Raw genomic sequence first — 26068 nt, forward strand, 5'->3', positions numbered from 1 at the left:
CCTTATTCAATAATATCGCCGCGCAGCAAATATTTACATACTGCAACGGTACTAACAAAACCAAGCATGGCAATTAATAAAGCGGCCTCAAAATAAAGCCCGGTATCCATACTCATGCCATAAAGAATTATCAGCGCAATGGTGTTAATAAACATCGTATCTAGCGCTAATATACGGTCAGGTACCGATGGACCCACTATTAAGCGCCATAAATTTAGTAATAACGAGATGGCGATCATCGCATAGACAATTAAAAATACGGTATCTAGCATCTAAAAATCTCCTTAAGCGGTGCTTCATAGCGCTGCTTAATAGTATTAATTAACGCCTGTTCATCTGCTAAATCGAGCACATGGATCAGTAAATAGCGCTGCTCAATTTCTTCGCCCTCTTCGAGTGACTCAGGAATAGGATAAACCTCTGCACTAACTGTGCCTGGGGTTAGTGACACAGTGCTTGCCAAAATAGTGATTGGCATTTCATGACTTAAATCAAGTGGTACTTTTATAAATCCCGGACGCAACTTTTTAGTCGGCCCGAGTATTAAAAGCGCAACTTGTAAATTGGCAGTGACAATATCGTACAGCACTAAAAGTAAGTACTTAAACGCCAATCCTGGTCTAACAATAAGGGGCTGTGGATCGCGAAATGGAAAAGTGATCCACGGAATTGTTATAGCAAAAAAAGCAGCTAACAGCAGATGCCCTGGCGACACGCTATTATTGAGTAATAACCAAACAACAAAAAGTAATACACTACGAAATGGAGTCGGTAGCCAACTAAAACGAGCTTCTAAACGCATTATTGGCCTCCTTGTAATACATTCTGAATGCCTTGGTTTATATCAAACAATTGCTCAGAGGTTGCTAGCATATATTCAGATATTGGCCCTGCAAAAATAACCATTAACGGCGAGCATGCTAACAGCACAATGACCGCAGTCACTTGTAAAGGGTGTGCTTTTACGCCCTCAATTGCTTCACTATCTTTATATTTGTGATCCCAAAAAAGGCTTGTACCAGCACGCGATATCGCAACCAACAGTGCCAAACTAGATAAAATATAAATAGGCCAAAACAACATGGCTTTTTCGCTATCTAGAGTACTCTTTAAAATCCAAATTTTACCGACAAAACCTGACAATGGTGGCATACCCACCACGGCAAGTGCCGCAATAACAAAACAAATACCTAACAAGAATGGCTGAGCAACTGCACGCCCCGCCACTAATCGGTCAGCGACCTTACCGCGCTGCTGCGCAATTAAATCAGCCAATAAAAACAGGACAGCACAAATTACAGTTGAATGAACTAAATAGTAGAGTAACGCAGCTGTGGCAGAGACATTTTGAATGGCCACCAACGCAACGAGAGTACCAACCGACACCACCACCAAGTTGGCAATCAACTTACGGAAATCTTGGCTAGCTAAAACACCAATAGCGCCCATCACAATTGTCGCCAGTGCTAAGCCCCACAACCAAGGCTGTGCCATATGAGCAAGCTCACCTGCATTCTCACCAAATATAACGGTGTATACACGCAGCATGGCATAGACACCTACCTTAGTCATAATCGCAAATAATGCAGCCACCAATGGCATTGCACTTGCGTAAGTATTTGGTAGCCATAAATGTAAAGGTAAGAGCGCGCCCTTTAGTGCAAACACGACAATCAGTAACAAGCCACCTATTTTCGCAAGGTATACATCATCACCTTTTAGTAAAGGGACTTTTTGTGCTAAATCAGCGATATTTAATGTTCCTAGGACACCATATAGAATACCTAACGCGATTAAGAATACACTTGAACCAATTAGGTTTAATATCACGTACTGCAGTGCTGCTCGTGTTTTGTGTTTGTCACCGGCATGCATCAATAGCGAATAAGAGGCAATCAGTAACACCTCAAAAAATACAAATAGGTTAAACACATCACCAGTTAGAAAAGCACCATTCACACCCAGAATTAAAAAATGGACTAGCGGGTGAAAAAAGCTGCCTTTTTTGTCATCACCTGCACAGCTATAAAGCACAATCACTGCGCCCAATAGGCTCGTTAGTAGCACCAGTAATGCAGAGAGCCTATCAGCCACAAGCACAATACCAAAAGGTGCTGACCAATCACCGATAGCATAAACCAGTGATGCAGTAGTATTAACATGAAATAGCAAATAAGCACTTATTAGCAACGTAACTATCGATAAAATAACGGAAGCTACACGACGAATATGTAAGTTTTTACCGCACGGTGGCATTAATAAAATAACGCCCGCCAACATAGGGATTAAAATGGGTAAAGAAGCTAAATGCTGAATCATTTTTGCTCCTTAGATGATTTTAATAAATGACCGTCAACATGATCATTACCCAAATCAGCACGACCACGAATAGCTAAAATAACCACAAAGGCGGTCATCGCAAAACCGATAACTATAGCGGTAAGCACAAGTGCTTGCGGTAATGGATCCGCATACTCACTAGCACTGCCTAGTACTGCAGCTTTATTAATCGTTAAGCGACCTGACGAGAATAAAAATAGGTTAACCGCGTACGATAACATGGTTAAACCAAGCACAACCGGAAAGGTACGTGCTCTTAATATTAAGAAAATCCCGCATGCAACCAGCACGCCCACGCATGATGCGTACAATACTTCCATTAAATATTTACCTCTCGCTTGGGTGTATCGGCAGTCAATTTACCTAAACTTGCCAAAATCATCAGCGTTGCACCTACAACAGTTAAATACACACCTAAATCAAATACGATAGCACTGGCAAGTTCTGTTTTGCCGACTAACGGAATATCAAAATAATCAAACCACGTTGTTAAGAACGGACGGTCAAAGAACCAACTCCCCACACCTGTGAACAACGCAATGGCAATACCTGATGCAATAATTTTGCGATAATTCACATCAAATCTGTCTGCAATCCAGTGTGAACCATTTGCCATATATTGCAAAATAAACGCAATCGCTGTTACTAGACCTGCAATAAAACCACCACCCGGTAAATTGTGACCTCGTAAGAAAATATAAGCAGACACCAATAATGCCAGTGGTAATAGACTTTGCGAAATACTCGACAGTAAGATTGGATAACGCTCTCTAGCCCATGGGCGCCCTTCGCTATCACTTGCCGGCATAAACAATGGCAGATTAATAAGTAATTTATAAATACCTAATGCGGCAATACCCAGTACGGTTATTTCACCAAGGGTATCAAAGCCCCTGAAATCAACTAAAATCACGTTTACAACGTTAGTACCGCCACCGCCAGTTTTAGCATTGGCAATAAAGAAATCAGAAATTGATTCAAGCGGTCTGGTCAACAGCGCGTAGCAGATACTGGCCACAACAACCCCAACAGCAGAGGAAATCCCTAAGTCACGCAAGACACGCAATGAACTGGATTCTTTAGGGGTTCGCTGCGGTAAAAAGAATAATGCGAGCATCAGTAGCATCACAGTGACAACTTCAACTGTTAACTGAGTCAGTGCTAAGTCTGGCGCAGAGAATCGAGTGAAAGCTACAGATACCATCAGACCTACAATTGAAATCATAATCAAAGATATCATTCGCGAACGATGCCAAATAACAGTGACAAGCGCACCGATAATTAACAGACCCGCGCCAATGGCGTTATGAAAATCAATAGGTGTTAATTCACTTGTGCCCGCGAGTTGTTGCATCTCAAACAATGGCCAACCAGCACACATCAAAACAACCGCAATCATTACAAAAGCGTATCGTTGCAATGAACCATTTTCAATACGGTTAACTTTAGCTTGTGACCATTTGATCACAGAATACAGGCCTCGTTCAAAGCCTTTTTTAGCATTTAATGTCGGTAATGAAGCTTGGAAATGGAACAGGTGCTTACGTTGCACATAAATAAGCACACCGCAGCAAGTAGCAATAAAGCTCATTAATAAAGGTAAGTTGAATCCATGCCATACCGAGAGCTTATAATCTGGAGCTGCATCACCAAGTACCGCGTACGAAGCAGACGCTAAAATATCGCTCACAGCAAAGTGAGGGAACATACCCACTAATAAACATAACACCACTAAAATTTCGATTGGCACACGCATGTAACGTGGCGGTTCGTGTGGCTGTTTAGGTAAATCAATCGGGTCACCATTAAAGAACACGTCATGAATAAAACGTGCAGAATAAGCGACCGATAAAGCACCAGCTATAGTTGCTAAAACCGGAATGAGCCACGACATCGAACCTAGTACTTGCTGATGCAAGGTTTCAGCAAAGAACATTTCTTTGGATAAGAAACCATTTAACAATGGCACACCAGCCATCGCAGCCGCAGCAACCATTGCAAGCGTGGCAGTATAAGGCATAAAGCGCCACATACCGTTTAGTTTGCGCATGTCACGAGTACCCGTTTCATGATCAATAATACCGGTCGCCATAAACAATGAGGCTTTAAACGTTGCATGGTTAATAATATGGAAAATCGCTGCAACCGTGGCAAGTTCAGTATCTAAACCAAGTAATAACGTGATAAGACCCAAATGACTGATGGTTGAATAAGCAAGTAGACCTTTTAAGTCATGCTTGAATAATGCGATATAAGCGCCAACCAATAAAGTAGCAAGACCAGTCATAGCAACCAAGATAAACCACGTATCAGTGCCTGCTAATGCTGGGTAGAAACGGGCAAGCAAAAAGATACCAGCTTTAACCATGGTAGCTGAATGTAGATAGGCACTGACAGGTGTAGGTGCAGCCATTGCATGCGGCAACCAAAAATGAAACGGGAATTGCGCCGATTTAGTAAACGCCCCCAAAAGCACCAATACTAACGCTACTTCGTAGAGCGCATGAGATTGAATTAGTGCTTTACTCGCTAAGATAACATCCAGATCATAACTACCAACGATGTCACCAATCAATAATAAGCCTGCCAATAGCGCAAGACCGCCCGCCCCTGTAATAGCAAGCGCCATGCGTGCCCCCTTACGGGCTTCAGATTTATGCCACCAATAGCTAATAAGCAAAAAGGAACTAATACTGGTAAGCTCCCAGAATAGCCAAAGCTGGATAACATTATTCGACATTACTATTCCGACCATCGCGGTCATAAATAGCATTAAGTAGCAATAAAGCTTAGGCAGGGAGTCGTTATTACTTAAATAATAACGCGCATAGAAAATCACTAAGGTACCAATACCTAAGATCATGTATAAAAAGAGTAAGGTTAAACCATCAAGTCTAAAAGACACTTGCATGTTTAATAACGGGATCCACTCTGCGCTGTAGCGAATCATTTCACCAGAAAATACCGCAGGTGTGTACGAGAATACTATTCCAAGGGCAAGCAAAGGCGCTAGCATAGTCAAAGCGGTACTTTGATTACGCGTTAGTTTTGAGGTGCAGGATGAAATAACACTGCCGATTAAGGATAACAGGGGTATCCAGAGCAAAGTCATAATTAAGAGCCTTTTAGTGTCATAAGAATATCAATACTGCTGCTAGTTATAATTAGTTGCGTACTGTTCATTTGGATGGTTAAAAGTTGGCTTCAAAAAAAGCTTACAATGCGTATAGTTATACTGTTCAGGGGCTATTTTGTCTATAGCAGCCACACCTATTCGCACAAGTTTTAACCACTTTGCATACTAAAATAGCAATAAATTGACGATTAGTCAGAAAAACTATGTTTAGTTGAAGCCATTGTAATTGAAGGTTTTAAGCCCAAAAAAGCAAAGTAATCTAAAAATCGAACAGGCTTTGTTAAGGGCTGGTTAATTTGCTTTTGCCAAAGTTGTCGATACTGTTCAGACAGCCCCATTAACTGATACTGCATAATTGACCAATCAGGGCTTGGCTTATAGGCCAAATTATTATTACAAGCGATACTCTTTTGCCAGCCTACTGGAGGTTTAAGCTGACGCGCTATAAATAAATTTGGTGCAACATGACCCTGCTGCTGACATAGCCACTGCTGCTTTTGAGTTGGCAATGTGTATTCATCTTCAAAGCCATTAAAATGCATCAACTCATGTAAAAACACAGCATAAGGCTGTGTTGAATTAATATGCATTATTCCGCCACGCACGTTAGCACTGCCCTGTTCAGACATCATAATAATAAAATCAAATCCAGCGGGCCACGTGTAATCTTCTGCCTGATACCAATCACACTGCAGCACATTATCACTGCTGTTACATTGAAATTGGTCTGCGACATAAACAACTTCGCTAAAACAAAAACTGTTGAGCGAAGGTTCTGGCTTTGACTCGTAACGTTGCTTAAACAACTTCAGCGTAGCAATTCCATCAGCGTGATCAGTCATCATCAGCACATTAAAATGGCACTGTGGCTGTGCTTTCAAATCATTTAGCGATAACACAAATTGATGTTGTTCTGCATATTGAGGACTTATATTTGCTGTTGCCATGCTTTGTCGTAAATACCAAGATTGTTTGGCATTACCATTTGGTAATTGGCCGCTACGCCACAGCATAGAAATAGCCTGCCATTGTTGATCCGCTGCCAGATGATCAGCTAAGCGTTGTTGCTGTAAACGACTGAAGCTATCAAACCGAGTTTGCCACCATAATTGCGCAGCAGAGTAATCACCCTTTTGTAAAAATCGCATGGCAAGTTGATAGGTTGCATTAATATTTTTAAGTTCAGCGAGCCTTCGTAATTGCAGGGTTGAAAGTGTGTCCAATTGCGTGTTGAGGGCATTAGGCGCTAGGTGATAAATAGCAACGGCTTGGGAAGGTCTCTTCTGAGCGTAAAAAACGTAACTTGGAGAAAACAATGATACTGAGCTTGAAACACAGCCCAAGCTCAGTAAAGTAATAACCAGCAAATAAACACTAGCTCGCGTCTTCACCAGCCATTAACTCAAGTTCTAAGCGAGCGTATTTATATTCAACAAACTCATGCACATTGGTGGCAAGGGCAAGTCTAAAGTAATCAGCAGCCAAGTAATTATCACCTGCCGCTTGATGCATCTTAGCGAGGTAAAAATAGGCTTCACATAAGCGGTGTGCATACTCTTGTTCAGAGGTAACCCCTTCGATGATACCAGACAAGAATTCAAACTCACTGACATCGCCTAGATACAGTGCAAGTAACTGGTAACCCCATTGAGACTCGTCAACACCTTGTGCATTTGCTTTTAAGTCAATTAAGGCCTGTGCTTTATCGGCTTCTGATTGAGCTAAGTAAAGCCAAAGTACACGGTATGGGTCGCTTGGTGAGCGATTTAAAAACTGTTGCAAATCATCTTGAGCAAGTAACGGGCGATCAGCATAGTAGAGCGCAATCCCTCTGTTTAAATAAGCATATTCATGCTGCTCATTTAATTCTAGTGCTGAATCAAAAAACTCATAAGCTTGTTCATACTGTTGCATGAGTGTGTGGTGAATACCTAAAAAGTTATACACCTCAGCTAAATCAGGTTTAAGCTTAATCGCACGGTTAAAATCGATACGTGCCAGTGTCGACATGCCTAAGCTGTCAAATAATACACCGCGGTCATAATAAAGTTTGGCTTGTTGTTCTGCACTCAAATCTGCACGATTTAAAAGTTCAGAGTAGCGCGCAATCGTAATTTCATTGCGGAAATCAGGCAGTAGCGGCGCAGTAAATGGAACATTAACAATCGGAACTGACTCAGGTTGTGAGGTTGTTTGACACGCACTTAAAGAAAAAATAGCCACTGCGGTCAATGCTAAGTGTTTAAAAATCATTAAATTCCTTAATACCTGAATTTTCTGTAGACAAAATCGAAGCTAATAGGTTTCATTAAAGCATAAAAAAAGGGGCTAAACAGCCCCTTTTTCTTATAACCAGCAAATAACTGGCTACTCAATCATCATTAAGCGTCTTTTGGCTCTTCAGCTTTTTCTTCAGCAGCTGGTTCCATTGCTTCTTTGATGCTTAAACGTACACGACCTTGGCGATCTACTTCAAGAACTTTAACTTTAACTTCTTGGCCTTCGCTTAGGTGGTCAGTTACGTTGTTAACACGCTCAGTGCTGATTTGTGAAATGTGCACTAGACCGTCTTTACCCGGAAGGATATTAACGAACGCACCAAAATCAACGATACGTACAACTTTACCAGTGTAGATTGCACCTACTTCTAGTTCAGCAGTTAATTGCTCAATACGCTTAATAGCTTCGTTTGCACTCATGCCATCAGTTGCAGCGATCTTGATTGTACCGTCATCTTCGATTTCAATCGTTGTGCCAGTTTCTTCAGTAAGTTGACGGATAGTTGCGCCACCTTTACCGATAACTTCAGCGATTTTCTTCGCAGGGATTTGCATTGTGTAGATGCGTGGTGCGAACTGAGATAACTCTTCAGAAGGAGCAGAAATCGCTTCGTCCATAACACCTAAGATGTGTAAACGTGCAGCTTTCGCTTGTTTAAGCGCGATTTGCATGATTTCTTTAGTGATACCTTCGATCTTGATATCCATTTGTAGTGCTGTGATACCGTTTGAAGTACCCGCTACTTTAAAGTCCATATCACCTAAGTGATCTTCATCACCTAAGATGTCAGAAAGAACAACGAAATCGTCGCCTTCTTTAACTAGACCCATCGCAATACCAGCAACAGATGCTTTGATTGGTACACCAGCGTTCATAAGTGCTAGTGATGTACCACATACTGATGCCATAGACGATGAACCGTTTGATTCAGTGATTTCTGAAACAACACGGATTGAATATGGGAAGTCAGCTAATGTTGGTAATACCGCAGCAATACCACGCTTAGCTAGGTTACCGTGACCGATTTCACGACGCTTAGGAGAACCTACAAAACCTGTTTCACCTACGCAGAACGGAGGGAAGTTATAGTGAAGCATGAAGTGATGCTTGTTAGTACCAGTTAAGTCGTCGATTAACTGTGAATCACGCTCAGTACCAAGTGTTGCAGTCACAAGTGCTTGCGTCTCACCACGAGTGAAGATTGCAGAACCGTGAGTACGTGGTAAAACACCCGTCATCACGTCCAGTGCACGAACCATGTCTGGTTCACGACCATCGATACGCTTTTCACCAGCGATGATACGACCACGAACGATTTCTTTTTCTAAAGAACCGAATAGTTTGCCAACTTCTTGTGTATCTAGCTCTTCGCCTTCAGCAAGTTCCGCTGTTAATTTAGCAACAACTTCTTCTTTCGCAACACCAAGTGCTTCTTTACGCGCTACTTTGTCAGTGATGCGGTAAGCTTCACCTACTTTTTCAGCAGCGGTTGCAGAGATTTTCTCAGCAAGAGTTACGTTTTTCTCTGGTGCAGTCCAATCCCAAGCTGGTTTACCAGCTTCTGCTTTGAACTCGTTGATTGCGTTGATGATAGCTTGAGATTGCTCATGACCATAAACAACCGCACCTAACATGACGTCTTCAGATAGTGTTTCAGCTTCTGATTCAACCATAAGTACTGCGTTATCAGTACCTGCAACAACTAGGTCTAATTGGCTTTCTTCAAGCTCAGCGAGTGTTGGGTTAAGTACGTATTCACCGTTGATGAAACCAACACGTGCTGCACCGATAGGACCATTAAATGGAATACCAGAGATAGCAAGTGCTGCTGAAGTACCAATCATAGCAACCATGTCAGGTTGGATTTCTGGGTTAACAGAAACAACAGTCGCGATTACTTGTACTTCGTTTACGAAACCGTCTGGGAAAAGTGGACGAATCGGACGGTCGATTAGACGAGCGATAAGTGTTTCGCCATCGTTTGGACGACCTTCACGCTTAAGGAAACCACCAGGGATACGACCCGCAGCGTACATACGCTCTTGATAGTTAACTGTTAGTGGGAAGAAGTCTTGACCTGGTTGTGCATCACGCTTACCAACAACAGTAACTAATACTGAAGTGTCGCCAATGCTTGCTAGTACTGCGCCGTCAGCTTGACGAGCGATAGCACCTGTTTCTAGAGTCACAGTGTGTTGACCTAGTTGAAATTCTTTAATAATTGCTTGCACTTAAAAATGTCCTTTAAATGTAAAAGCAACTCAGAGCAGTGCTCCGAATTGGTAAAAAATAGTCCATCAAAGTACCAATTACAGTACTTAATTAAACTTAAGAAAAATTAATTAAGTACTACAATTGGCAATGATGTTTTTTCAATCACTTAGCAGATTTGCCTACTAAGATGTGCGCTAGTATACCTTTCATAAGCGCACAAAAAAAGGGGCTATATAGCCCCTTTTCTCGTAATCTAGTTCTTAGCGACGTAGGCCAAGCTCTTGGATTAACGCAGTGTAACGTGCAATGTCTTTACCTTTAAGGTAATCAAGCAGTTTACGGCGTTGGCTTACTTTGCGTAAAAGACCACGACGTGAGTGGAAGTCGTGCTTGTGATCAGCAAAGTGACCTTGAAGCTTGTTGATATCGAAAGTTAGAAGTGCAACTTGTACTTCAGGTGAACCAGTGTCGCCTTCAGCGCGTGCAAATTTAGCGATGATTTCAACTTTTTCTTGATTGCTTAGTGACATAGTAACTCCAAAAATTAATTTAAATTGTGTTTTAGCCGATCACTAATTCAGCCAAAACGATTGAGCGGGCGTATTCTACCAGCTTTAGTAATAACTACAAGGTAATCTTTACTCAGGCAATTGATTTGATAAACCGCGCTTTGATTTTAGGTGCCCATCTTTATGACGCTCACCAGTGCCAATAAACACGCCATCAGCCATAACTTTTACCACGCCATCAGGCACAGGTTTACCAATTACCACTGTTTGACCATGGCTGAACGCCACGCCCTGCTCTTGTGTAATTTCAATCACAGGTAAATCAACCAGTGCGGTATCCATTGGCAAAAGTAGCTCATCTAGGTAGCTTGAAGGTGCCAAATCATCTGCTTTTGCTTGTTGTAGCTTTTCTTCAAGTTGCTCAAGAGTGACCATTTTCTCACTAGGATAATGGCCCACAGCACTGCGATGTAACATGATAACATGCGCACCACAACCTAGCTTTTCACCTAAGTCGTCAACAATTGTACGAATATAGGTACCTTTAGACACATGCGCCGTCATTTGTACTTCGTTGTTCGCTTCGTCAAACTCATCAAGCTTTAAACTAAATACATTAATTTTTCGACACTTGCGCGGCACTTCAATGCCCTCTCGCGCATATTTATACAAAGGCTGACCTTGGTATTTAAGCGCTGAATACATTGAAGGATATTGATCCGACTCACCTATAAAACTGGCAATTTGCTCAGCTAATTGCTCACGCGTAACTGATACTTCACGCGTCTCAACGATTTCACCATCTGAATCAGAGGTGGTAGTTCGCTCGCCAAGTTTTGCGCGTACAACATAAGTTTTGTCTGTATCAAGCAAAAACTGGGTAAACTTAGTCGCTTCACCAAAACAAATTGGCAGCATACCCGTCGCGAGCGGATCAAGCGCACCGGTATGGCCTGCTTTTTGTGCAAAGAAAATACCCTTTGCCTGCTGCAATGCTTTGTTTGATGAAATACCTTGCGGCTTATTAAGTAATAAAATGCCGTCAATAGCACGACCTTTACTGCGTCTAGCCATTAGTCTTTAGTGCCTTCTTCGCTATCATCTTCGTTTACATGCTTGGCATTATCTTCACGAATAACTGAGTCAACCAAGTTTGAAATACGCATACCTTCCATTAGCGAGTTGTCGATTACAAATCGTAACTCAGGCATGATGCGCGCACGAATGCGTTTACCTAATAAAGAACGAATATAACCCGTTGCTTCATTTAAGATTTTAGCGCTTTGCTTGGCTTTATCTTCATCATCAGTATTAAACACTGTGATAAATACTTTTGCATAAGATAAGTCGCGAGATACCTCAACCGCAGACACTGTCACCATGCCTAAGCGTGGATCTTTGATTTCGCGTTGAAGAATAACAGCAATCTCTTTTTGAATTTGCTGAGCAACACGATCAGTGCGAGAAAATTCTCTCATTTCATTTCACTCTAAAATAATAACTTATTGATGTTAAACAATAAGTTAATTTAATTACGAATACACAAATGGGGGCTAGGCCCCCATTTAAAATAGTGACTTAAACGAAATTAAAGTGAACGTTGTACTTCAACCGTCTCGAATACCTCGATTTGGTCGCCAACTTTAACATCGTTGTAGTTCTTAACGCCGATACCACATTCCATACCGTTACGTACTTCTTGTACGTCATCTTTAAAGCGACGTAGTGACTCAAGTTCACCTTCATAGATAACCACGTTATCACGAAGTACACGGATAGGCGCGCTACGCTTAACGATACCTTCAGTAACCATACAACCTGCGATTGCACCAATCTTAGGTGACTTGAACACGTCACGAACTTCAGCAAGACCAATGATCTCTTGCTTAAATTCTGGAGCAAGCATACCTGACATCGCTTGTTTAACTTCTTCAATCAGGCTGTAGATTACGCTGTAGTAACGTAAGTCTAGGTTTTCTGACTCAATCACTTTACGAGCTGAAGCATCAGCACGTACGTTAAAGCCAACAACGATTGCGTTAGATGCCGCAGCAAGCGTTGCATCAGTTTCAGTGATACCACCTACACCTGAACCAACAATCTTCACTTTAACTTCATCAGTAGAAAGCTTAGTTAGTGAATCAGCAATCGCTTCAATCGAACCTTGTACGTCAGCTTTAAGTACGATGTTAACTTCTGAAACATCGCCTTCCGTCATGTTAGTAAACATGTTTTCAAGCTTCGCTTTTTGTTGACGAGCAAGCTTCACTTCACGGAATTTACCTTGACGATAAAGTGCTACTTCACGCGCTTTGCGCTCATCTTTAACAACAGTAGCTTCATCACCCGCAGCAGGGATACCAGATAGACCTAAAATCTCAACTGGGATAGATGGACCTGCAGACTTGATGTCTTTACCGTTCTCATCTTTCATCGCACGTACACGGCCATATTCAAGACCACAAAGTACGATATCACCTTGGTTAAGCGTACCAGACTGAACTAGGATTGACGCAACTGGACCACGGCCTTTATCAAGACGTGACTCAATTACAACACCTGCCGCCATGCCTTCTGCTGGTGCAGTAAGTTCTAAGATCTCAGCTTGCATTAATACAGCTTCAAGTAAGTCATCGATACCTAAACCAGTTTTTGCAGAGATGTGTACAAATTGCGTATCACCGCCCCACTCTTCAGGGATAACGTCTAACTGAGCTAACTCGTTCTTAACGCGATCTGGGTCGATACCTTCTTTATCCATCTTGTTAACTGCGATGATTAAAGGAACGCCTGCTGCACGGGCGTGCTGAACCGCTTCTTTAGTTTGTGGCATTACACCATCATCCGCAGCAACAACTAGAATAACGATATCTGTTGCTTTCGCACCACGAGCACGCATTGATGTAAACGCGGCGTGGCCCGGAGTATCTAAGAATGTGATCATGTGACCATTTGTTTCAACGTGGTATGCACCAATGTGCTGAGTAATACCACCGGCTTCGCCAGAAGCAACTTTTGCTGAACGAATGTAATCAAGTGTTGACGTTTTACCGTGGTCAACGTGACCCATTACTGTCACAACCGGTGCACGAGGAATGGCTTTACCTTCTTCGCTACGGTCGCTTAGTACTTTCTCTTCTAATTCGTTTTCTTTAACGATGATAACCTTGTGGCCCATTTCTTCAGCAACTAGTTGTGCTGTTTCTTGGTCGATCACTTGGTTGATGGTAACCATGTCACCCATCTTCATCATTGTTTTAACAACTTCAGCACCTTTAACCGCCATACGTGATGCAAGCTCTGCAACAGTGATTGTTTCACTGATACGAACTTCGTTTTTCACGTCAGCCGTTGGTTTTTGGAAACCATGTTGTAAAGACGTTGGTGCTTTAAGCTTGCCTTTTTTGCCTTTAGGACCAACAGGCATTTTCTCTTTTTGAGGTCCTTTTTTCTTTTTCTTACGACGAGCGCTTTGCTCTTCACGTGCATCAGACTCATCTTCTGCTTCACGTGCGTAAGTTGAAGTTGTAAGGTGGTGATCAGCGTTTTCTTCACGCTGCTTACGCTCTTCTTCTTCCTTTTTCCAGCGAGCTTCATTTTCTTCAGCTAGCTTTCTTGCCTCTTCTGCTTGACGTTTCGCTTCTTCTTCAGCTTTTCTCAATGCGGCCTCTTCTGCTTCTTTTTGCAGACGCTCAGCTTCGGCGCGATCTTTTTCAGACTTAGCACTTTGCTCTGGGGTCATCTGCTTCTGTTTCGCTTTACGCTCAGCTTCAGCTTTGCGTTTAGCCTCTTCTTTGGCTTTACGGTCAGCTTCTTCTTTCGCTTTACGTTCTGCCTCTTGTTTCGCTTTAAGCTCCTCAGCTTCTTGCTGGGCTTTAAGCTCTGCTGCCTTACGGGCAGCTTCTTCTGCAGCTAAACGCTCTTCTTCTTGCTGTTGCTCAATGGCGCTTTTCTTAACATAAGTACGAGTTTTACGTACTTCAACTTGGACAGACTTTGCTTTACCTGTTGAGCCAGTCACGCTAAGCGTGCTTTTGCTTTTACGTTGCAAAGTCATGCGGGCTGGGCCTTCAGAACCCGTACCGCCATGCTGCTTGCTCAAGTGGTCAAGTAACGTCGACTTTTCAGACTCAGTTACCATATCACCTGCTTTTTTAGAAATACCGGCTTGCTCAAGCTGCTGTAGTAGTTTATCAACAGTTGTACCAATATCTCCGGCTAGTTTTTCAACATTTACTTCTGCCATAGTGTGTAATACCTCCGTTAATAAATTACTCTTCTGCGAACCAACAAATGTTACGCGCAGCCATAATTAGCTTGCCAGCTTCTTCTTCTGAAAGTTCAGTGATATCCACTAACTCATCAATGCCTTGCTCTGCTAAATCTTCTAGTGTTACTACACCTTTACTTGCCATAACAAATGCAAGGTGACGCTCAAGACCTTCAAGTGCAAGTAAGTCCTCTGCAGGCTCTGCACCTTCAAGGCTTTCTTCTGTCTTAAGCGCTTTTGTTGTTAACGCGTCTTTTGCACGTGAACGTAAGATATCAACTGTTTCTTCATCTAAACCGTCGATTTCTAAGAATTCTGATGCTGGAACGTAAGCAACTTCTTCAAGTGTTGAGAAACCTTCGTTGATAAGTAATGTTGCAAACTCATCATCAATATCTAGGTACTCAGTGAATAAATTGATTAGTTTATCAGACTCAGCTTCATTCTTTTCACGCATTTCATCAACTGTCATTACGTTTAATTCCCAGCCAGTTAATTGGCTAGCAAGACGTACGTTCTGACCGTTACGACCGATTGCTTGCGCTAGGTTATCTGCTTCTACAGCGATATCCATTGAATGCGTGTCTTCGTCCATTACGATTGACGCAACTTCTGCTGGTGCCATCGCATTAATAACGAATTGAGCTGGGTTGTCATCGTAAAGAACGATATCAACACGCTCACCGCCAAGCTCTGTAGAAACAGCTTGTACACGTGCACCACGCATACCAACACACGCACCCACAGGGTCAATACGTTTGTCGTTTGATTTAACAGCGATCTTTGCACGAGAACCAGGATCACGCGCCGCGGCACGTAATTCAATCATTTCTTCGCCAATCTCTGGCACCTCAATGCGGAATAACTCCATTAGCATCTCAGGCTTAGAACGTGTTACGAACAATTGTGCTCCACGTGCTTCTGGTTTTACTTCGTAAAGTAAACCACGAATACGGTCACCCGGACGGAAGTTTTCACGCGGTAGCATGTCGTCACGGTAAATAACCGCTTCAGCATTGTTACCTAGGTCAAGGATAATAGCGTCACGTGTTGCTTTTTTTACAACACCTGTTACTAATTCACCTTGTTGATCTTTATATTCTTCAACAACAAGTGCGCGCTCAGCTTCACGTACTTTTTGTACGATAACTTGCTTCGCCATTTGCGTTGTAATACGGTCAAATTTAATTGATTCGATTTGCTCTTCAACGTAATCACCAAGTTGTAAAGACGGGTCTTCAACTTGTGCTGCTTCTAATGTGATTTCGCTGTAAGGATGTTCTAATGAACCATCTTCAAGAACTTCTGCAATTTTCCAACGACGGAATGTATCGTAATTACCTGTTTTACGATCAATTGCTACGCGAACATCAATTTCGCCATCGTGTTTTTTCTTTGTAGCAGTCGCTAATGCGAACTCTAACGCTTCAAAAATCTTTTCTTTTGGAACCGCTTTCTCATTGGAGACGGCTTCAGCAACCAATAATATTTCTTTTGCCATGGGTTATGCCTCGCTTGCCCTATTCCTTCGCACTCGAATTAAAACTTTGCGATGATGTTCGCACGTTCGATATTACTAAGCATAATCATATGCTCAGTGCCATCTGCCGAAAGTGTGATCATATCACTGCTAACTGATACTAAGTCGCCTTTAAAGTTACGACGACCATCTTGTGGAAGCTTAGTACGCACGCGTACTTCTTCTCCTTGCGCCTTCTCGTAATGATCTTGTTTGAATAATGGACGATCAACACCAGGAGACGACACTTCCAAATCATATTCATTTGTAATTGGATCTTCGACATCCAAAATTGCGCTAACTTGACGACTTACGTCGGCACAATTGTCAACCGTAATCCCTGCATCGTGATCGATATAAACACGTAATGTAGAGTGGCGACCAGCTTGCACAAACTCAAGACCATGTAACTCAAAGCCTAACATTTCTACGGCTGGTGAGAGCATGGTTACTAAATCTTGCTCAAGTTTTGTCACGAAAATCCTCCATACAAACAAAAAAAGGGCATAAAGCCCTGAAATACTGAGTTTAATGATGATTAAAACACATCATGCTAGACCAGATACAACAACGCCCCGAACCAAGCGGGGCGTCACACCTAAAGCATAAAACTGTGTGGCCTAGGGCCAAGCTTGGTTGCGAGTCAAATATCTGACTAAATTAAACTAGATAGCCTAAACGCAAAACGCGCATTACCCAGAATGCGCGACTTCATACAGTAAATTAATTACTGAGCACACTAAGCGCATTTAAAATGCCTTAGTATGTAGTTGGTTGCGGGAGCCGGATTTGAACCGACGACCTTCGGGTTATGAGCCCGACGAGCTACCAGGCTGCTCCATCCCGCGCCAATCGATATTAAAGTAAATTACTTAATATCTTCTAATCGAGTATTAACACCTCAATTCAATGGCGGCCATTATAAGCATGTAGCGCTCAATTAGCAACCTTCCAGCATGAATTAGTTAGACTATTTTTTACCTAAAAATTTTATGACAGCATTGTCATAAAATTTATTGTTTTATTAAATCTGGTCTATATTAAGTCATATAATAAGAACAACCTATAGCCAAGACTATATAAGTGAGCTGCGATGAGTTTATCCACTGCACAAAAAAGGCTTTTACAGCAAAACATTAAACATTTAAAACCTAATTTCCATCAATTTACTTTACAGTTTCACACACTGGCCAATAAGCATAGTTTACACATGACCCTGCCCAGTCAAGAAAGTATTAATAGACGTAGTTATCTGCTTTTTTGTGCTTTGAATAAAGTTGTCATGCACTTAGATGATTTGAAACAAGTAACACCTTTCATAGAATACTTAGCCAACAACCTCAGTTTTTTAAACGTAACAAGTCAAGATATAGATAATTTAACGAATGCTTTTATGAAAACCGTTGAATCAATGCAAGAACCTATGAGTGAACAACTTAAAGATGCGTGGCAGTTAGCAACTCGCCTTTTTGCAAATATCGTTAAGTGCTATTTGTTTTCATACAGCAATGTCATACCACTGCAAGATAATTTCGCAGTAAGACGAACCTCATAATTTAACCAGCTCATTACTCAATCTGTCTAATTGGCGTTGTTCTACTGCAATTAGAGTATTGTACTTTTTAGTTACTGCACTCATTTTGGCGGACAACGCATAATCTTTATTCACATTACTAAGATTAATTGCCTGTTTATCAGCTTGCTGTTGTAATTTGGCTATCTGTTGATTCAATTCATCGTAATAGCTGTCTATCTTGTTCTTGTGTTCAGTCATTTTTCGCTTGATCTGTTCACTGCGAATATAGCTATAAATCTCGGTGTTTTCAGTCTTTGATAGCGTTGACTCTAAGCTAGCTTGCTCTGCATTTAATCTATCAATATTACGTTGTTCATTATCGATTAATAAATTATAACGCTCTGAAACAGCAGTCATTTGTTCAGCAACTGCGGCTGCCTTTTTTGCTCCAAATGAAGAGCGAAAGTACTCATCTGCCTGATTATTCAATGCAGCTATTTCACTATTTAATCGCGCGGTATAGGTATCTATCTTATCGAAATGCTCAGCCTTTTTCACAGCGATTTGTTTCAAACGAATATATCTATCAAGCTCATCATTTTGCTTAGCAAGTGCGACAGGTTTAGGTACTGAGTTAGGGTTAGTTTGAAGCTGATGGTCTTCGATAACTATCAGCTTTGCATCAAAACCACATGGTTGCTGACTAAACTCAACAGTACCATCATGCTCGCACTTGTAAATGGCCGCATTTGCAATTGAACTTGCCAACACCCCTGTGATGACAATTACTAATTGAATGACATTATTGTTCATATTTCACCTTCCGTAGTGGTGTACATCAATAAAATGGTAACACCCTAATAGCTATTCATATTCTATAATAGATCGATATTCAGGTTTTCGTCGTAAAGCATAATTTACCTCAGACTGGGTCTACACAGCGTGCAATTTTCTACCATCCGATTTATTTTTGGCGACCAGCTAAACGCCAACCACAGCTGGTACAAAGAGCAAGATCAACAACATATACTATATGTTGTTGCCGAATTAAAACAAGAAACAAACTATGTGAAGCACCATATCCAAAAGGTAGCAGCATTCTTCGCAGCCATGGAAAACTTTGCTAAGGCGCTTGATAAAGTCGGGTTAAATTGCCTACACCTTACGCTTGATGATACAAAAGATGACAGCACCTTGTGTGAATTATTGACCCGACTGGCCAAACACTATCAGTGCAGCACTATTGAATATCAATACCCTGATGAGTTCAGACTAAAAAAACAAATGTCAGAATTTGCTGAGCAAAGTGATTTAGACGTCAAAGGCTACGATACAGAGCACTTTCTCCTGCAGTTTGAAGATATAAGTACGCACTTTAAAAAAGATAAACACGTCAAAATGGAATTTTTCTATCGTGCAATGCGAAAGCGCTTTAATGTTCTCATAGACGACGATAATCAACCTTGCGGTGGGCAATGGAATTTTGACCAGCAAAACAGAAATAAGTTAAAACAAAACGACCTTGATAAAATCCCAGCTCCATTATGTTTTAGCCATGACGTGAGCCACATCTTAAAACGTATCGAAAAACATAAAGTAAATACATTTGGCGAATGCGGAAAAACTTTGCTGTGGCCAACTACACGTAATGATGCCAAACAACTGCTGCGCTTTTTTTGTGAAAACCTGCTGCCCCATTTTGGCCAATTTCAAGACGCAATGACCTGCAATTCACAGCATCAATGGTCTTTGTATCATAGCCGCTTGTCATTTGCTCTTAACACCAAGATGCTGCATCCGATGCAAGTCATTAAACAAGTGTTAGACACCTACGAGCAACATACTGATGATATAGATATTGCGCAAGTTGAAGGATTCATTAGACAAATCCTCGGCTGGCGCGAGTATGTAAGAGGGATTTACTGGCAGAATATGCCTCAATACAGTGAAAAAAATCACTTAAATGCACAGCGTTCCCTGCCAGAGTATTTTTGGCATGGTAAAACAAACATGAATTGTATGCAGCATGCCATCAAACAAAGCCTTGAAACAGCTTATGCCCATCACATACAACGCTTAATGGTCACTGGGAATTTTTGCTTATTGACCGCAATCGAGCCAACTGAAGTTGATGCATGGTATCTAGGTATTTACATCGATGCTATTGAATGGGTTGAAATGCCCAATACTCGGGGAATGAGTCAGTTTGCTGATGGTGGGTTAATTGCCACTAAACCCTATGCTGCTAGTGGCAATTACATTAATAAAATGAGTGATTACTGCAAGCACTGCAGCTACAAAGTAAAAGAGAAAACCACTGACGATGCGTGCCCATTTAACAGTTTATATTGGCACTTTATGTTAGAGCATGAGGAACAGTTATCGCAAAACCCACGGATCGGTATGATCTATAAAAACTGGTATAAACAAGATGAAGCTCTTCAGCAAGCGACGCTTGAGCGAGCCAACTGGTGTTTAAATAATTTAGAAAAGCTGTAATAAAAAAGCCGCCTCAATTGAGGCGGCTTATTACTAACAAATAACTAGGGAAACAATGCTTTGTTGATAAGTATAAAATTACTTATTCTCGAGTAATTTACCATTACCAATTTCGATTTTACGTGGTTTCAGCGCTTCTGGAATTTCACGTTGTAAATCGATACTTAGTAAGCCGTTTTCAAGGTCAGCGCCTAATACTTTAACGTGGTCGCCTAATTGGAACTTACGTTCAAAGTTACGCTCAGCAATGCCTTGATGAATGAACTTACGCTCTGCATTGTCTTCTTTGTCAGCTTTTGTGCCACTGACTTTTAATGTGTTGTTTTCTGACTCGATGGTCAATTCACTTTCACTAAAACCAGCTACAGCCATAGTGATACGATATTTGTCTTTATCGAGTGCTTCGATGTTATACGGAGGAAAACTTGGCTGCTTGTCTGTACGAGCTGCCGCATCCATTAATGATGCTAAATGATCGAAGCCGATGAATGAACGATAAAGTGGTGATAAGTCTACTGTACGCATAATTATATCCTCATATTTAAGCGATATTTTGTTAGTGCTCTTCTATTGAACCAGCGCTAACAAAGTTAAATTAATATTATATATTTCAATTACTTTAGTTTGTTTTGGACCCATCAGGCGTCCTCACTAAACTATTTATGGGCGGGTAAATTCTTTTCAAGATTTTTAGCAAAAAAAATTGCAATTTTTTTAAATTAAATGAAAGTTAAGTTCTCTCAAACTGGTCTGAATAAGTTGATTTTAAAGGGCTAACCACGTACAAAATAACAATGAAAAAAAATCCAACTTTTTTAAAAAAATTTTTAAGTGTGCTAAAAAATGTCGTGTTAATGGCAGTCATTGTGTATGCCGTGACCACATTTCAGCAGCGAAATTTACTCTCAACTGATAAAACCCCTGCCCCCTATTTTAATTTGGCCACGTTAAAAGACCCGACAGAGCGGATGACCATTGCGCAATTGCAAGGAAAGCAAACAGTGGTGTATTTCTTTGCGCCATGGTGCTCAATTTGCCGCTACAGTATGCCAAATTTAGAAACTGCCTATCAGCAAGGTAAGTTAAATGCGATAGCGATTGCCCTCGATTATGAGAATATTACTGAAGTAAGACAGTTTACTGATTCACTCGAATTAACCATGCCTGTGTTACTTGGTAGTAAAAGTACAGGCCAAGATTATAAAATCAGTGCCTACCCAACTTATTATGTTATTGATGAGCAGCTGGCTATCACTGCGCATTCTATGGGTTACTCAACAGAGCTTGGCCTCAGAATACGCACACTTGATTAGCTCAATCACATTTGCTGAGAAAAAATAGAACAGTACAATCGATTTTATGCACTGTTTTTATTCATTTAATTCGTTAAGATGATAACCAGATAAACCATCGAGGAGAGCGATATGTTAACTGTAATTTTTGGCCGTGAAGGCTGCCCATACTGTGTACGTGCAAAAGACGTTGCTGAAAAACTAGCTAATGAGCGTGATGATTTTAAATACCGCTATATCGATATCATCAAAGAAGGGATCAGCAAAGCAGATTTAGAGCAGTCTGCTGGCAAACCTTGCCCAACCGTACCACAGATTTTTATTGACCAAGCCCACATTGGTGGCTTCACTGAGTTCGAAGCATACGCTAAAGAAAATTTAGGGTTATATCAATAAATTGTAAACGTGGTTGATTTTTGCAAATTTAAATTGATTAAATTATGACCAACATCAACCACATACAAATTAGTTGTAATTTATACAAGCAATTGCCTTGTATTTCCTATACAATGCGCGCCTCTTTAAATTCGTTGAGGCGTATTAATGTCAGAACCAGTCACGTTTGAATCTCTAAATCTTTCTCCTGCAATCCTTAAAGCAGTTGAAGAGTTGGGTTACAAGACTCCATCTGAAATCCAAGCTCAATGTATACCGTTATTGCTAGAAAGAAAGGACGTACTGGGACTAGCGCAAACGGGTACAGGTAAAACAGCAGCATTTGCACTGCCGTTACTAAATAATATTGACCCGTCTGTGAAGCAGCCACAGATCCTTGTTTTAACGCCTACGCGTGAACTTGCGATCCAAGTAGCTGAGGCATTCGAACAATATGCTAAGCATACTCGTGGTGTGGAAGTTTTAGCCCTATATGGTGGCCAAAGCTACAGCATCCAACTAAGTGCACTTCGTCGTGGCGCGCAAATTATTGTTGCAACTCCGGGCCGCTTAATTGACCACATTAACCGTGGCACTATCAAGTTTGAGAGCTTACAAGCCCTTGTTCTTGATGAAGCAGACGAAATGTTACGCATGGGCTTCATTGATGATGTAGAAAGCATCATGGAGAAAACGCCACGTGAAAAGCAAACATGTCTTTTCTCTGCGACCATGCCTAAGCAAATCCAAAATATTAGCAGCAAGTACATGAATGAGCCTGAGCAAGTTCATATTTCTGCTCGTAACTCAACTGTATCAACAGTTGAGCAAGTATTTTGGAATGCACATGTACATAAAAACAAAGCAATCGTTCGCTTCTTAGAAGCTGAGGAATACGATGGTGCAATTGTTTTCGTACGTACGCGTAACGACACGGTACAGTTAGCTGAATTACTTGAGCGCGAAGGTTTCTCTGCGGCACCACTTAATGGTGACATGAACCAACAAGCACGTGAACGTACAGTAGACCGTTTGAAAAACGGCCTAGTTGATATCGTTATTGCAACAGACGTTGCTGCACGTGGTCTTGATGTAGACCGTTTAAGCTTAGTTATCAACTACGATATCCCGCAAGACTCAGAAGCCTACGTTCACCGTATCGGCCGTACAGGTCGTGCAGGTCGTACAGGTAAAGCGATTCTTTTCGTAAAACACAACGAACGTTATTTACTTAAAAATATCATTCGTCATACGAAATCAGAGATCGCACAAGTTGATTTGCCAACTGCAAAAGTCGTTGAAGAAAAGCGTATTAAAGCACTTCAAGACAAGTTAACAATTGCGCTTGAAAACAAAGACATTACGTTCTTTAATCAAGTAGCTGCTAACATGGCTGAAAAACTTGAGTTAAGTACTGAAGACTTAGCAGGTGCGTTACTTTGTTTAGCGCAGCAACAATCACCAATCAAGGTTGAAGAAGTTAAAGTTCAACCGCGTGGCGAACGCAGCGAACGTGGCGACCGTCGTCGCAACGAACGTGGTGATCGTGGTGGTGAGCGTTCTGCACGCGAGCGTAAACCTCGTGAACCGCGCGAGCCGCGTGAGCGCAATAGCCGCAGCATGGGTCCTATGGATACTTACCGTATCGAAGTAGGTCGCGAGCACGGTGTACAAGTTAAAAACATTGTTGGTGCGATTGCTAACGAAGCTGATATCTCAAGCAAGTTTATTGGTGATATTCGCTTACACGACAGCCACAGCACAGTACAGTTACCACAGAACATGCCAAAAGATGTGCTTGATCACTTCCAAAAGGTATTTATCTGTAAACGTCCTATGAATATGACGCTAACGCAAGACCAAGGTCCTGCAGCTCCTCGCACAGAACGCCCAAGTGGTGACCGTGGTGATAAAAAGCGTAACTTCAAAGACCGTGGCGAAAAACGTGGTGGCCCTCGTAAAGAGCGTCGTCCAGTGAGCTTTACAGCTAACTAATGTAAGCTGTAAGCAATAAAAAAACCTTGTCATGCGAGTGACAAGGTTTTTTTGTGTCTGTAGTAAAGCTGTCAGCTACCAGACCGCAGTTTTTAAAGCCTCAAGCTGGATTGCTGAGGCTTTACAACTTAATCATTATGAACCGATGGCTGGGTATGCGTAGCTTGATTGTAGACCTAGTGGGATACCTAAGCCCCAGTACGCAAGTAAGAAGATACTCCAACCGATTAAGAAGGCGATTGAATACGGTAACATCATCGCGATTAATGTGCCGATACCTGTGCCTTTAACATACTTCTGACAGTACACTACAACCAGTGGGAAGTATGGCATCAGTGGCGTTATGATATTCGAGCTTGAGTCACCTACACGATACGCAGCTTGCGTTAAATCAGGTGAAATGCCCAGTTGCATCAGCATTGGAACAAAGATTGGCCCTAACAGCGCCCATTTTGCTGAGCTTGAGCCAACAAATAGGTTCACAAACGCCGTTAAGAAGATAATACCTACCACAGTGACTGAGCTTGGCAGAGCCATTGCTTTAAGTAGCTCTGCACCTTCAATTGCAAGTAATGCACCTAGGTTTGATTTACTAAATGCAGCAATAAATAACGCACAGAAGAACGCCATAACAATATAGTAAGCCATACCGCTCATGGCTTTACTCATGGCATCTATCATATCTTTAGAACTTTTGAAGGTACCCACGGCAAAACCGTAGACGGCACCTGGGATCCAAAACAGCAAGAAAATAAGCGGTACAATTGATTGCATTAACGGTGAGCGGAAGTTAGTTAATGAGCCATCGCTGCTTCGCATTGCTGAATCGGCTGGGGCCGAAACAAACCAAAGTAAAGCAAGGCCTGCAATCATCACTGTGCTTGCAATATAAAACGCTCGTTTTTCATCACTGCGTGCTTCATCAAAGGCAGGTAAATCTTGTGTGTCACCATCAAGTGGCGTGTTTTGTAAGCGCGGCTCGATGATTTTATCTGTGATATACCAGCCTAATAAGATAATAAATAGGCTCGAAGCCGAGGTAAAAAACCAGTTGTTAAGCGGGTTTATTGCCATATCAGGATTAATAATTTGCGCCGCACTTTGGGTAAAGCTTTGTAGTAACGGGTCAATGCCTGATGGAATAAAGTTTGCGCTAAAGCCACCACTTACCCCAGCAAACGCTGCAGCAATACCGGCAAGCGGGTGACGACCCATCGCATAGAAAATAACCCCAGCCAATGGGATAACTAATACATAACCAGCATCAGTGGCGGTATGGCTGACAATCGCCACTAAAATAATAGAAGGCGTTAAAAGCTGTTTTGGCGTTACTTTTAACATTAATTTGAGGCCAGTGTTGATGAAGCCTGAATGCTCAGCAACCCCGACACCTAACATAGCAACGAGTACCACACCAAGCGGGGCGAAGCTGGTAAATGTTTTCACCATCGACGATAAGAAGGTGGCTAATGAATCACCCGCAAGTAAGTTATTTACAACGATGGCTTTGCCTGTGCGTGGGTCTATAGCGTCAAATGTGGTGCCCGAAAAGAGCCAAGATAAAAACCAAATTAATAGCATAGCGACTAAGAAGATAATCGCCGGATCGGGCAGTTTATTACCCACCCTTTCAATCGTATTTAGAAAACGTGCTATCGCACCGCTTTGTGCTTGCACATCATTATTGTTATTCATTTTCAAATTCCCTAGAAAAAATTCTCGTTAACCTTAACGTATCTAAGTAATAAGGTAAATTTTAAGTTAATAGCTTTACTGATAATGCTAAGGTCTAGCTGTAAAAAAAGCGACACAGGTCGCTTTATAAATTTAGTTTAGATACTAAGTTAAGCTGCTAGCGCTTTAACTTCATCCCACAGACGCACAACAAGCTCTTTATCTTCTTCGTTTAGCTCACCATTGCGGTAAGCTTTAACTAAGCTTGATTCTACTTGATTGTTAAGTTCCTCAATTGACAAGTTTAATTCTTCTACTTGTGCATAACCTACCGCTAAGTCAAAGTGACCACGTAAATAGCCACCCGCAAACAGTTCGTCGTCAGTCGCTTTATCAACTAAATCATCAAAATATTGCTGCGCTGCATCAATATAACTTACTAAACTCAT

23 protein-coding genes and 1 tRNA gene are annotated in these 26068 nt (G+C 41.6%); 5 read left to right on the top strand and 19 right to left on the bottom strand.

What is annotated here, in order from left to right; genetic code table 11:
- Positions 1-2: 2 nt before the first annotated feature.
- From QL229_RS02465 to QL229_RS02535, 15 genes are all read right to left on the bottom strand, one after another.
- The gene (locus QL229_RS02465) at positions 3-272 is read right to left on the bottom strand and encodes a K+/H+ antiporter subunit F (RefSeq protein ID WP_135923965.1); all 270 of its coding nucleotides are present in this window, start codon (positions 270-272) and stop codon (positions 3-5) included.
- On the bottom strand, positions 266-802 hold the full coding sequence (locus QL229_RS02470) for a Na+/H+ antiporter subunit E (RefSeq protein ID WP_138557817.1): 537 nt from the start codon (positions 800-802) through the stop codon (positions 266-268). Before QL229_RS02470 ends, QL229_RS02465 begins: the two co-directional genes overlap by 7 nt.
- Entirely contained in the window at positions 802-2319 is a 1518-nt protein-coding gene (locus tag QL229_RS02475; RefSeq protein WP_138557816.1) for a monovalent cation/H+ antiporter subunit D, read from the bottom strand. The genes QL229_RS02470 and QL229_RS02475 overlap by 1 nt, the downstream gene beginning before the upstream one ends.
- The gene (locus tag QL229_RS02480; RefSeq protein ID WP_135923962.1) at positions 2316-2660 is read right to left on the bottom strand and encodes a Na+/H+ antiporter subunit C; all 345 of its coding nucleotides are present in this window, start codon (positions 2658-2660) and stop codon (positions 2316-2318) included. Before QL229_RS02480 ends, QL229_RS02475 begins: the two co-directional genes overlap by 4 nt.
- Complete coding sequence (locus tag QL229_RS02485) at positions 2660-5452, bottom strand: monovalent cation/H+ antiporter subunit A (protein WP_138557815.1); 2793 nt, start codon at positions 5450-5452, stop codon at positions 2660-2662. The genes QL229_RS02480 and QL229_RS02485 overlap by 1 nt, the downstream gene beginning before the upstream one ends.
- A gap of 212 nt (positions 5453-5664) precedes the next feature.
- Entirely contained in the window at positions 5665-6699 is a 1035-nt protein-coding gene (locus QL229_RS02490) for a hypothetical protein (protein ID WP_281546446.1), read from the bottom strand.
- Between the two features lie 151 nt (positions 6700-6850).
- A complete protein-coding gene (nlpI, locus tag QL229_RS02495) occupies positions 6851-7729 on the bottom strand; it encodes a lipoprotein NlpI (RefSeq protein ID WP_135923959.1) in 879 nt (292 codons plus the stop codon).
- Between the two features lie 128 nt (positions 7730-7857).
- The gene (gene pnp / locus QL229_RS02500; RefSeq protein ID WP_281546447.1) at positions 7858-9987 is read right to left on the bottom strand and encodes a polyribonucleotide nucleotidyltransferase; all 2130 of its coding nucleotides are present in this window, start codon (positions 9985-9987) and stop codon (positions 7858-7860) included.
- A gap of 243 nt (positions 9988-10230) precedes the next feature.
- Complete coding sequence (rpsO, locus tag QL229_RS02505) at positions 10231-10500, bottom strand: 30S ribosomal protein S15 (protein WP_036969894.1); 270 nt, start codon at positions 10498-10500, stop codon at positions 10231-10233.
- Positions 10501-10608: 108 nt separating this feature from the next.
- Positions 10609-11553 (bottom strand): tRNA pseudouridine(55) synthase TruB, encoded by a 945-nt coding sequence (gene truB, locus QL229_RS02510; RefSeq protein WP_138557812.1) that lies wholly within the window; start codon positions 11551-11553, stop codon positions 10609-10611.
- On the bottom strand, positions 11553-11957 hold the full coding sequence (gene rbfA, locus QL229_RS02515; RefSeq protein ID WP_036969898.1) for a 30S ribosome-binding factor RbfA: 405 nt from the start codon (positions 11955-11957) through the stop codon (positions 11553-11555). Before rbfA ends, truB begins: the two co-directional genes overlap by 1 nt.
- Before the next feature lie 110 nt (positions 11958-12067).
- The gene (infB, locus tag QL229_RS02520; protein ID WP_135923956.1) at positions 12068-14725 is read right to left on the bottom strand and encodes a translation initiation factor IF-2; all 2658 of its coding nucleotides are present in this window, start codon (positions 14723-14725) and stop codon (positions 12068-12070) included.
- Positions 14726-14750: 25 nt separating this feature from the next.
- The gene (nusA, locus tag QL229_RS02525) at positions 14751-16250 is read right to left on the bottom strand and encodes a transcription termination factor NusA (protein WP_135923955.1); all 1500 of its coding nucleotides are present in this window, start codon (positions 16248-16250) and stop codon (positions 14751-14753) included.
- A 38-nt stretch (positions 16251-16288) separates the two neighbouring features.
- Complete coding sequence (gene rimP, locus QL229_RS02530; RefSeq protein WP_062569821.1) at positions 16289-16744, bottom strand: ribosome maturation factor RimP; 456 nt, start codon at positions 16742-16744, stop codon at positions 16289-16291.
- A 295-nt stretch (positions 16745-17039) separates the two neighbouring features.
- A tRNA-Met gene (locus tag QL229_RS02535) sits at positions 17040-17116 on the bottom strand.
- Between the two features lie 245 nt (positions 17117-17361).
- Here QL229_RS02535 and QL229_RS02540 point away from each other — a divergent pair.
- Positions 17362-17823 carry a globin gene (locus QL229_RS02540; protein WP_135923954.1) on the top strand — a complete coding sequence of 154 codons (462 nt, stop codon included), beginning with the start codon at positions 17362-17364 and terminating at the stop codon, positions 17821-17823.
- Here QL229_RS02540 and QL229_RS02545 read toward each other — a convergent pair.
- A complete protein-coding gene (locus QL229_RS02545; protein ID WP_281546448.1) occupies positions 17818-18597 on the bottom strand; it encodes a hypothetical protein in 780 nt (259 codons plus the stop codon). The genes QL229_RS02540 and QL229_RS02545 overlap by 6 nt on opposite strands.
- A 129-nt stretch (positions 18598-18726) precedes the next feature.
- Here QL229_RS02545 and QL229_RS02550 point away from each other — a divergent pair, with 129 nt between their 5' ends.
- The gene (locus QL229_RS02550; protein ID WP_138557475.1) at positions 18727-20283 is read left to right on the top strand and encodes a cryptochrome/photolyase family protein; all 1557 of its coding nucleotides are present in this window, start codon (positions 18727-18729) and stop codon (positions 20281-20283) included.
- A 78-nt stretch (positions 20284-20361) separates the two neighbouring features.
- Here QL229_RS02550 and QL229_RS02555 read toward each other — a convergent pair whose 3' ends face one another.
- Positions 20362-20808 carry an Hsp20 family protein gene (locus tag QL229_RS02555; protein ID WP_135923951.1) on the bottom strand — a complete coding sequence of 149 codons (447 nt, stop codon included), beginning with the start codon at positions 20806-20808 and terminating at the stop codon, positions 20362-20364.
- A 329-nt stretch (positions 20809-21137) separates the two neighbouring features.
- On the opposite strand from QL229_RS02555, the gene QL229_RS02560 reads away from it, so the two are divergent.
- From QL229_RS02560 to QL229_RS02570, 3 genes are all read left to right on the top strand, one after another.
- The gene (locus QL229_RS02560) at positions 21138-21596 is read left to right on the top strand and encodes a TlpA disulfide reductase family protein (protein WP_281546449.1); all 459 of its coding nucleotides are present in this window, start codon (positions 21138-21140) and stop codon (positions 21594-21596) included.
- A 111-nt stretch (positions 21597-21707) separates the two neighbouring features.
- Entirely contained in the window at positions 21708-21971 is a 264-nt protein-coding gene (locus QL229_RS02565) for a GrxA family glutaredoxin (protein ID WP_054553185.1), read from the top strand.
- Between the two features lie 147 nt (positions 21972-22118).
- Positions 22119-23945: a DEAD/DEAH box helicase gene (locus tag QL229_RS02570; RefSeq protein WP_138557473.1), complete on the top strand. Its 1827-nt coding sequence runs from the start codon at positions 22119-22121 to the stop codon at positions 23943-23945.
- 135 nt (positions 23946-24080) lie between these two features.
- On the opposite strand, the gene QL229_RS02575 is transcribed toward QL229_RS02570, so the two are convergent.
- A complete protein-coding gene (locus tag QL229_RS02575; protein ID WP_138557472.1) occupies positions 24081-25640 on the bottom strand; it encodes an AbgT family transporter in 1560 nt (519 codons plus the stop codon).
- A 149-nt stretch (positions 25641-25789) separates the two neighbouring features.
- Complete coding sequence (locus QL229_RS02580; protein ID WP_135923947.1) at positions 25790-26068, bottom strand: YfcL family protein; 279 nt, start codon at positions 26066-26068, stop codon at positions 25790-25792.

It is taken from the genome of Pseudoalteromonas sp. PAR1, assembly GCF_947311895.1.
GTDB classification, from domain to species: domain Bacteria; phylum Pseudomonadota; class Gammaproteobacteria; order Enterobacterales; family Alteromonadaceae; genus Pseudoalteromonas; species Pseudoalteromonas lipolytica_C.

What these genes read in the sequence shown, in the direction of transcription:
- nlpI (WP_135923959.1), bottom strand. Translation starts at nt 7,729, where the DNA reads ATGATTTTTAAACACTTAGCATTGACCGCAGTGGCTATTTTTTCTTTA.
- truB (WP_138557812.1), bottom strand. Translation starts at nt 11,553, where the DNA reads ATGGCTAGACGCAGTAAAGGTCGTGCTATTGACGGCATTTTATTACTT.
- nusA (WP_135923955.1), bottom strand. Translation starts at nt 16,250, where the DNA reads ATGGCAAAAGAAATATTATTGGTTGCTGAAGCCGTCTCCAATGAGAAA.
- QL229_RS02570 (WP_138557473.1), top strand. Translation starts at nt 22,119, where the DNA reads ATGTCAGAACCAGTCACGTTTGAATCTCTAAATCTTTCTCCTGCAATC.
- QL229_RS02485 (WP_138557815.1), bottom strand. Translation starts at nt 5,452, where the DNA reads ATGACTTTGCTCTGGATACCCCTGTTATCCTTAATCGGCAGTGTTATT.
- QL229_RS02480 (WP_135923962.1), bottom strand. Translation starts at nt 2,660, where the DNA reads ATGGAAGTATTGTACGCATCATGCGTGGGCGTGCTGGTTGCATGCGGG.
- QL229_RS02475 (WP_138557816.1), bottom strand. Translation starts at nt 2,319, where the DNA reads ATGATTCAGCATTTAGCTTCTTTACCCATTTTAATCCCTATGTTGGCG.
- QL229_RS02555 (WP_135923951.1), bottom strand. Translation starts at nt 20,808, where the DNA reads ATGCGTACAGTAGACTTATCACCACTTTATCGTTCATTCATCGGCTTC.
- QL229_RS02580 (WP_135923947.1), bottom strand. Translation starts at nt 26,068, where the DNA reads ATGAGTTTAGTAAGTTATATTGATGCAGCGCAGCAATATTTTGATGAT.
- QL229_RS02565 (WP_054553185.1), top strand. Translation starts at nt 21,708, where the DNA reads ATGTTAACTGTAATTTTTGGCCGTGAAGGCTGCCCATACTGTGTACGT.
- rpsO (WP_036969894.1), bottom strand. Translation starts at nt 10,500, where the DNA reads ATGTCACTAAGCAATCAAGAAAAAGTTGAAATCATCGCTAAATTTGCA.
- QL229_RS02465 (WP_135923965.1), bottom strand. Translation starts at nt 272, where the DNA reads ATGCTAGATACCGTATTTTTAATTGTCTATGCGATGATCGCCATCTCG.
- infB (WP_135923956.1), bottom strand. Translation starts at nt 14,725, where the DNA reads ATGGCAGAAGTAAATGTTGAAAAACTAGCCGGAGATATTGGTACAACT.
- QL229_RS02545 (WP_281546448.1), bottom strand. Translation starts at nt 18,597, where the DNA reads ATGAACAATAATGTCATTCAATTAGTAATTGTCATCACAGGGGTGTTG.
- rbfA (WP_036969898.1), bottom strand. Translation starts at nt 11,957, where the DNA reads ATGAGAGAATTTTCTCGCACTGATCGTGTTGCTCAGCAAATTCAAAAA.
- QL229_RS02470 (WP_138557817.1), bottom strand. Translation starts at nt 802, where the DNA reads ATGCGTTTAGAAGCTCGTTTTAGTTGGCTACCGACTCCATTTCGTAGT.
- QL229_RS02540 (WP_135923954.1), top strand. Translation starts at nt 17,362, where the DNA reads ATGAGTTTATCCACTGCACAAAAAAGGCTTTTACAGCAAAACATTAAA.
- QL229_RS02560 (WP_281546449.1), top strand. Translation starts at nt 21,138, where the DNA reads ATGGCAGTCATTGTGTATGCCGTGACCACATTTCAGCAGCGAAATTTA.
- QL229_RS02575 (WP_138557472.1), bottom strand. Translation starts at nt 25,640, where the DNA reads ATGAATAACAATAATGATGTGCAAGCACAAAGCGGTGCGATAGCACGT.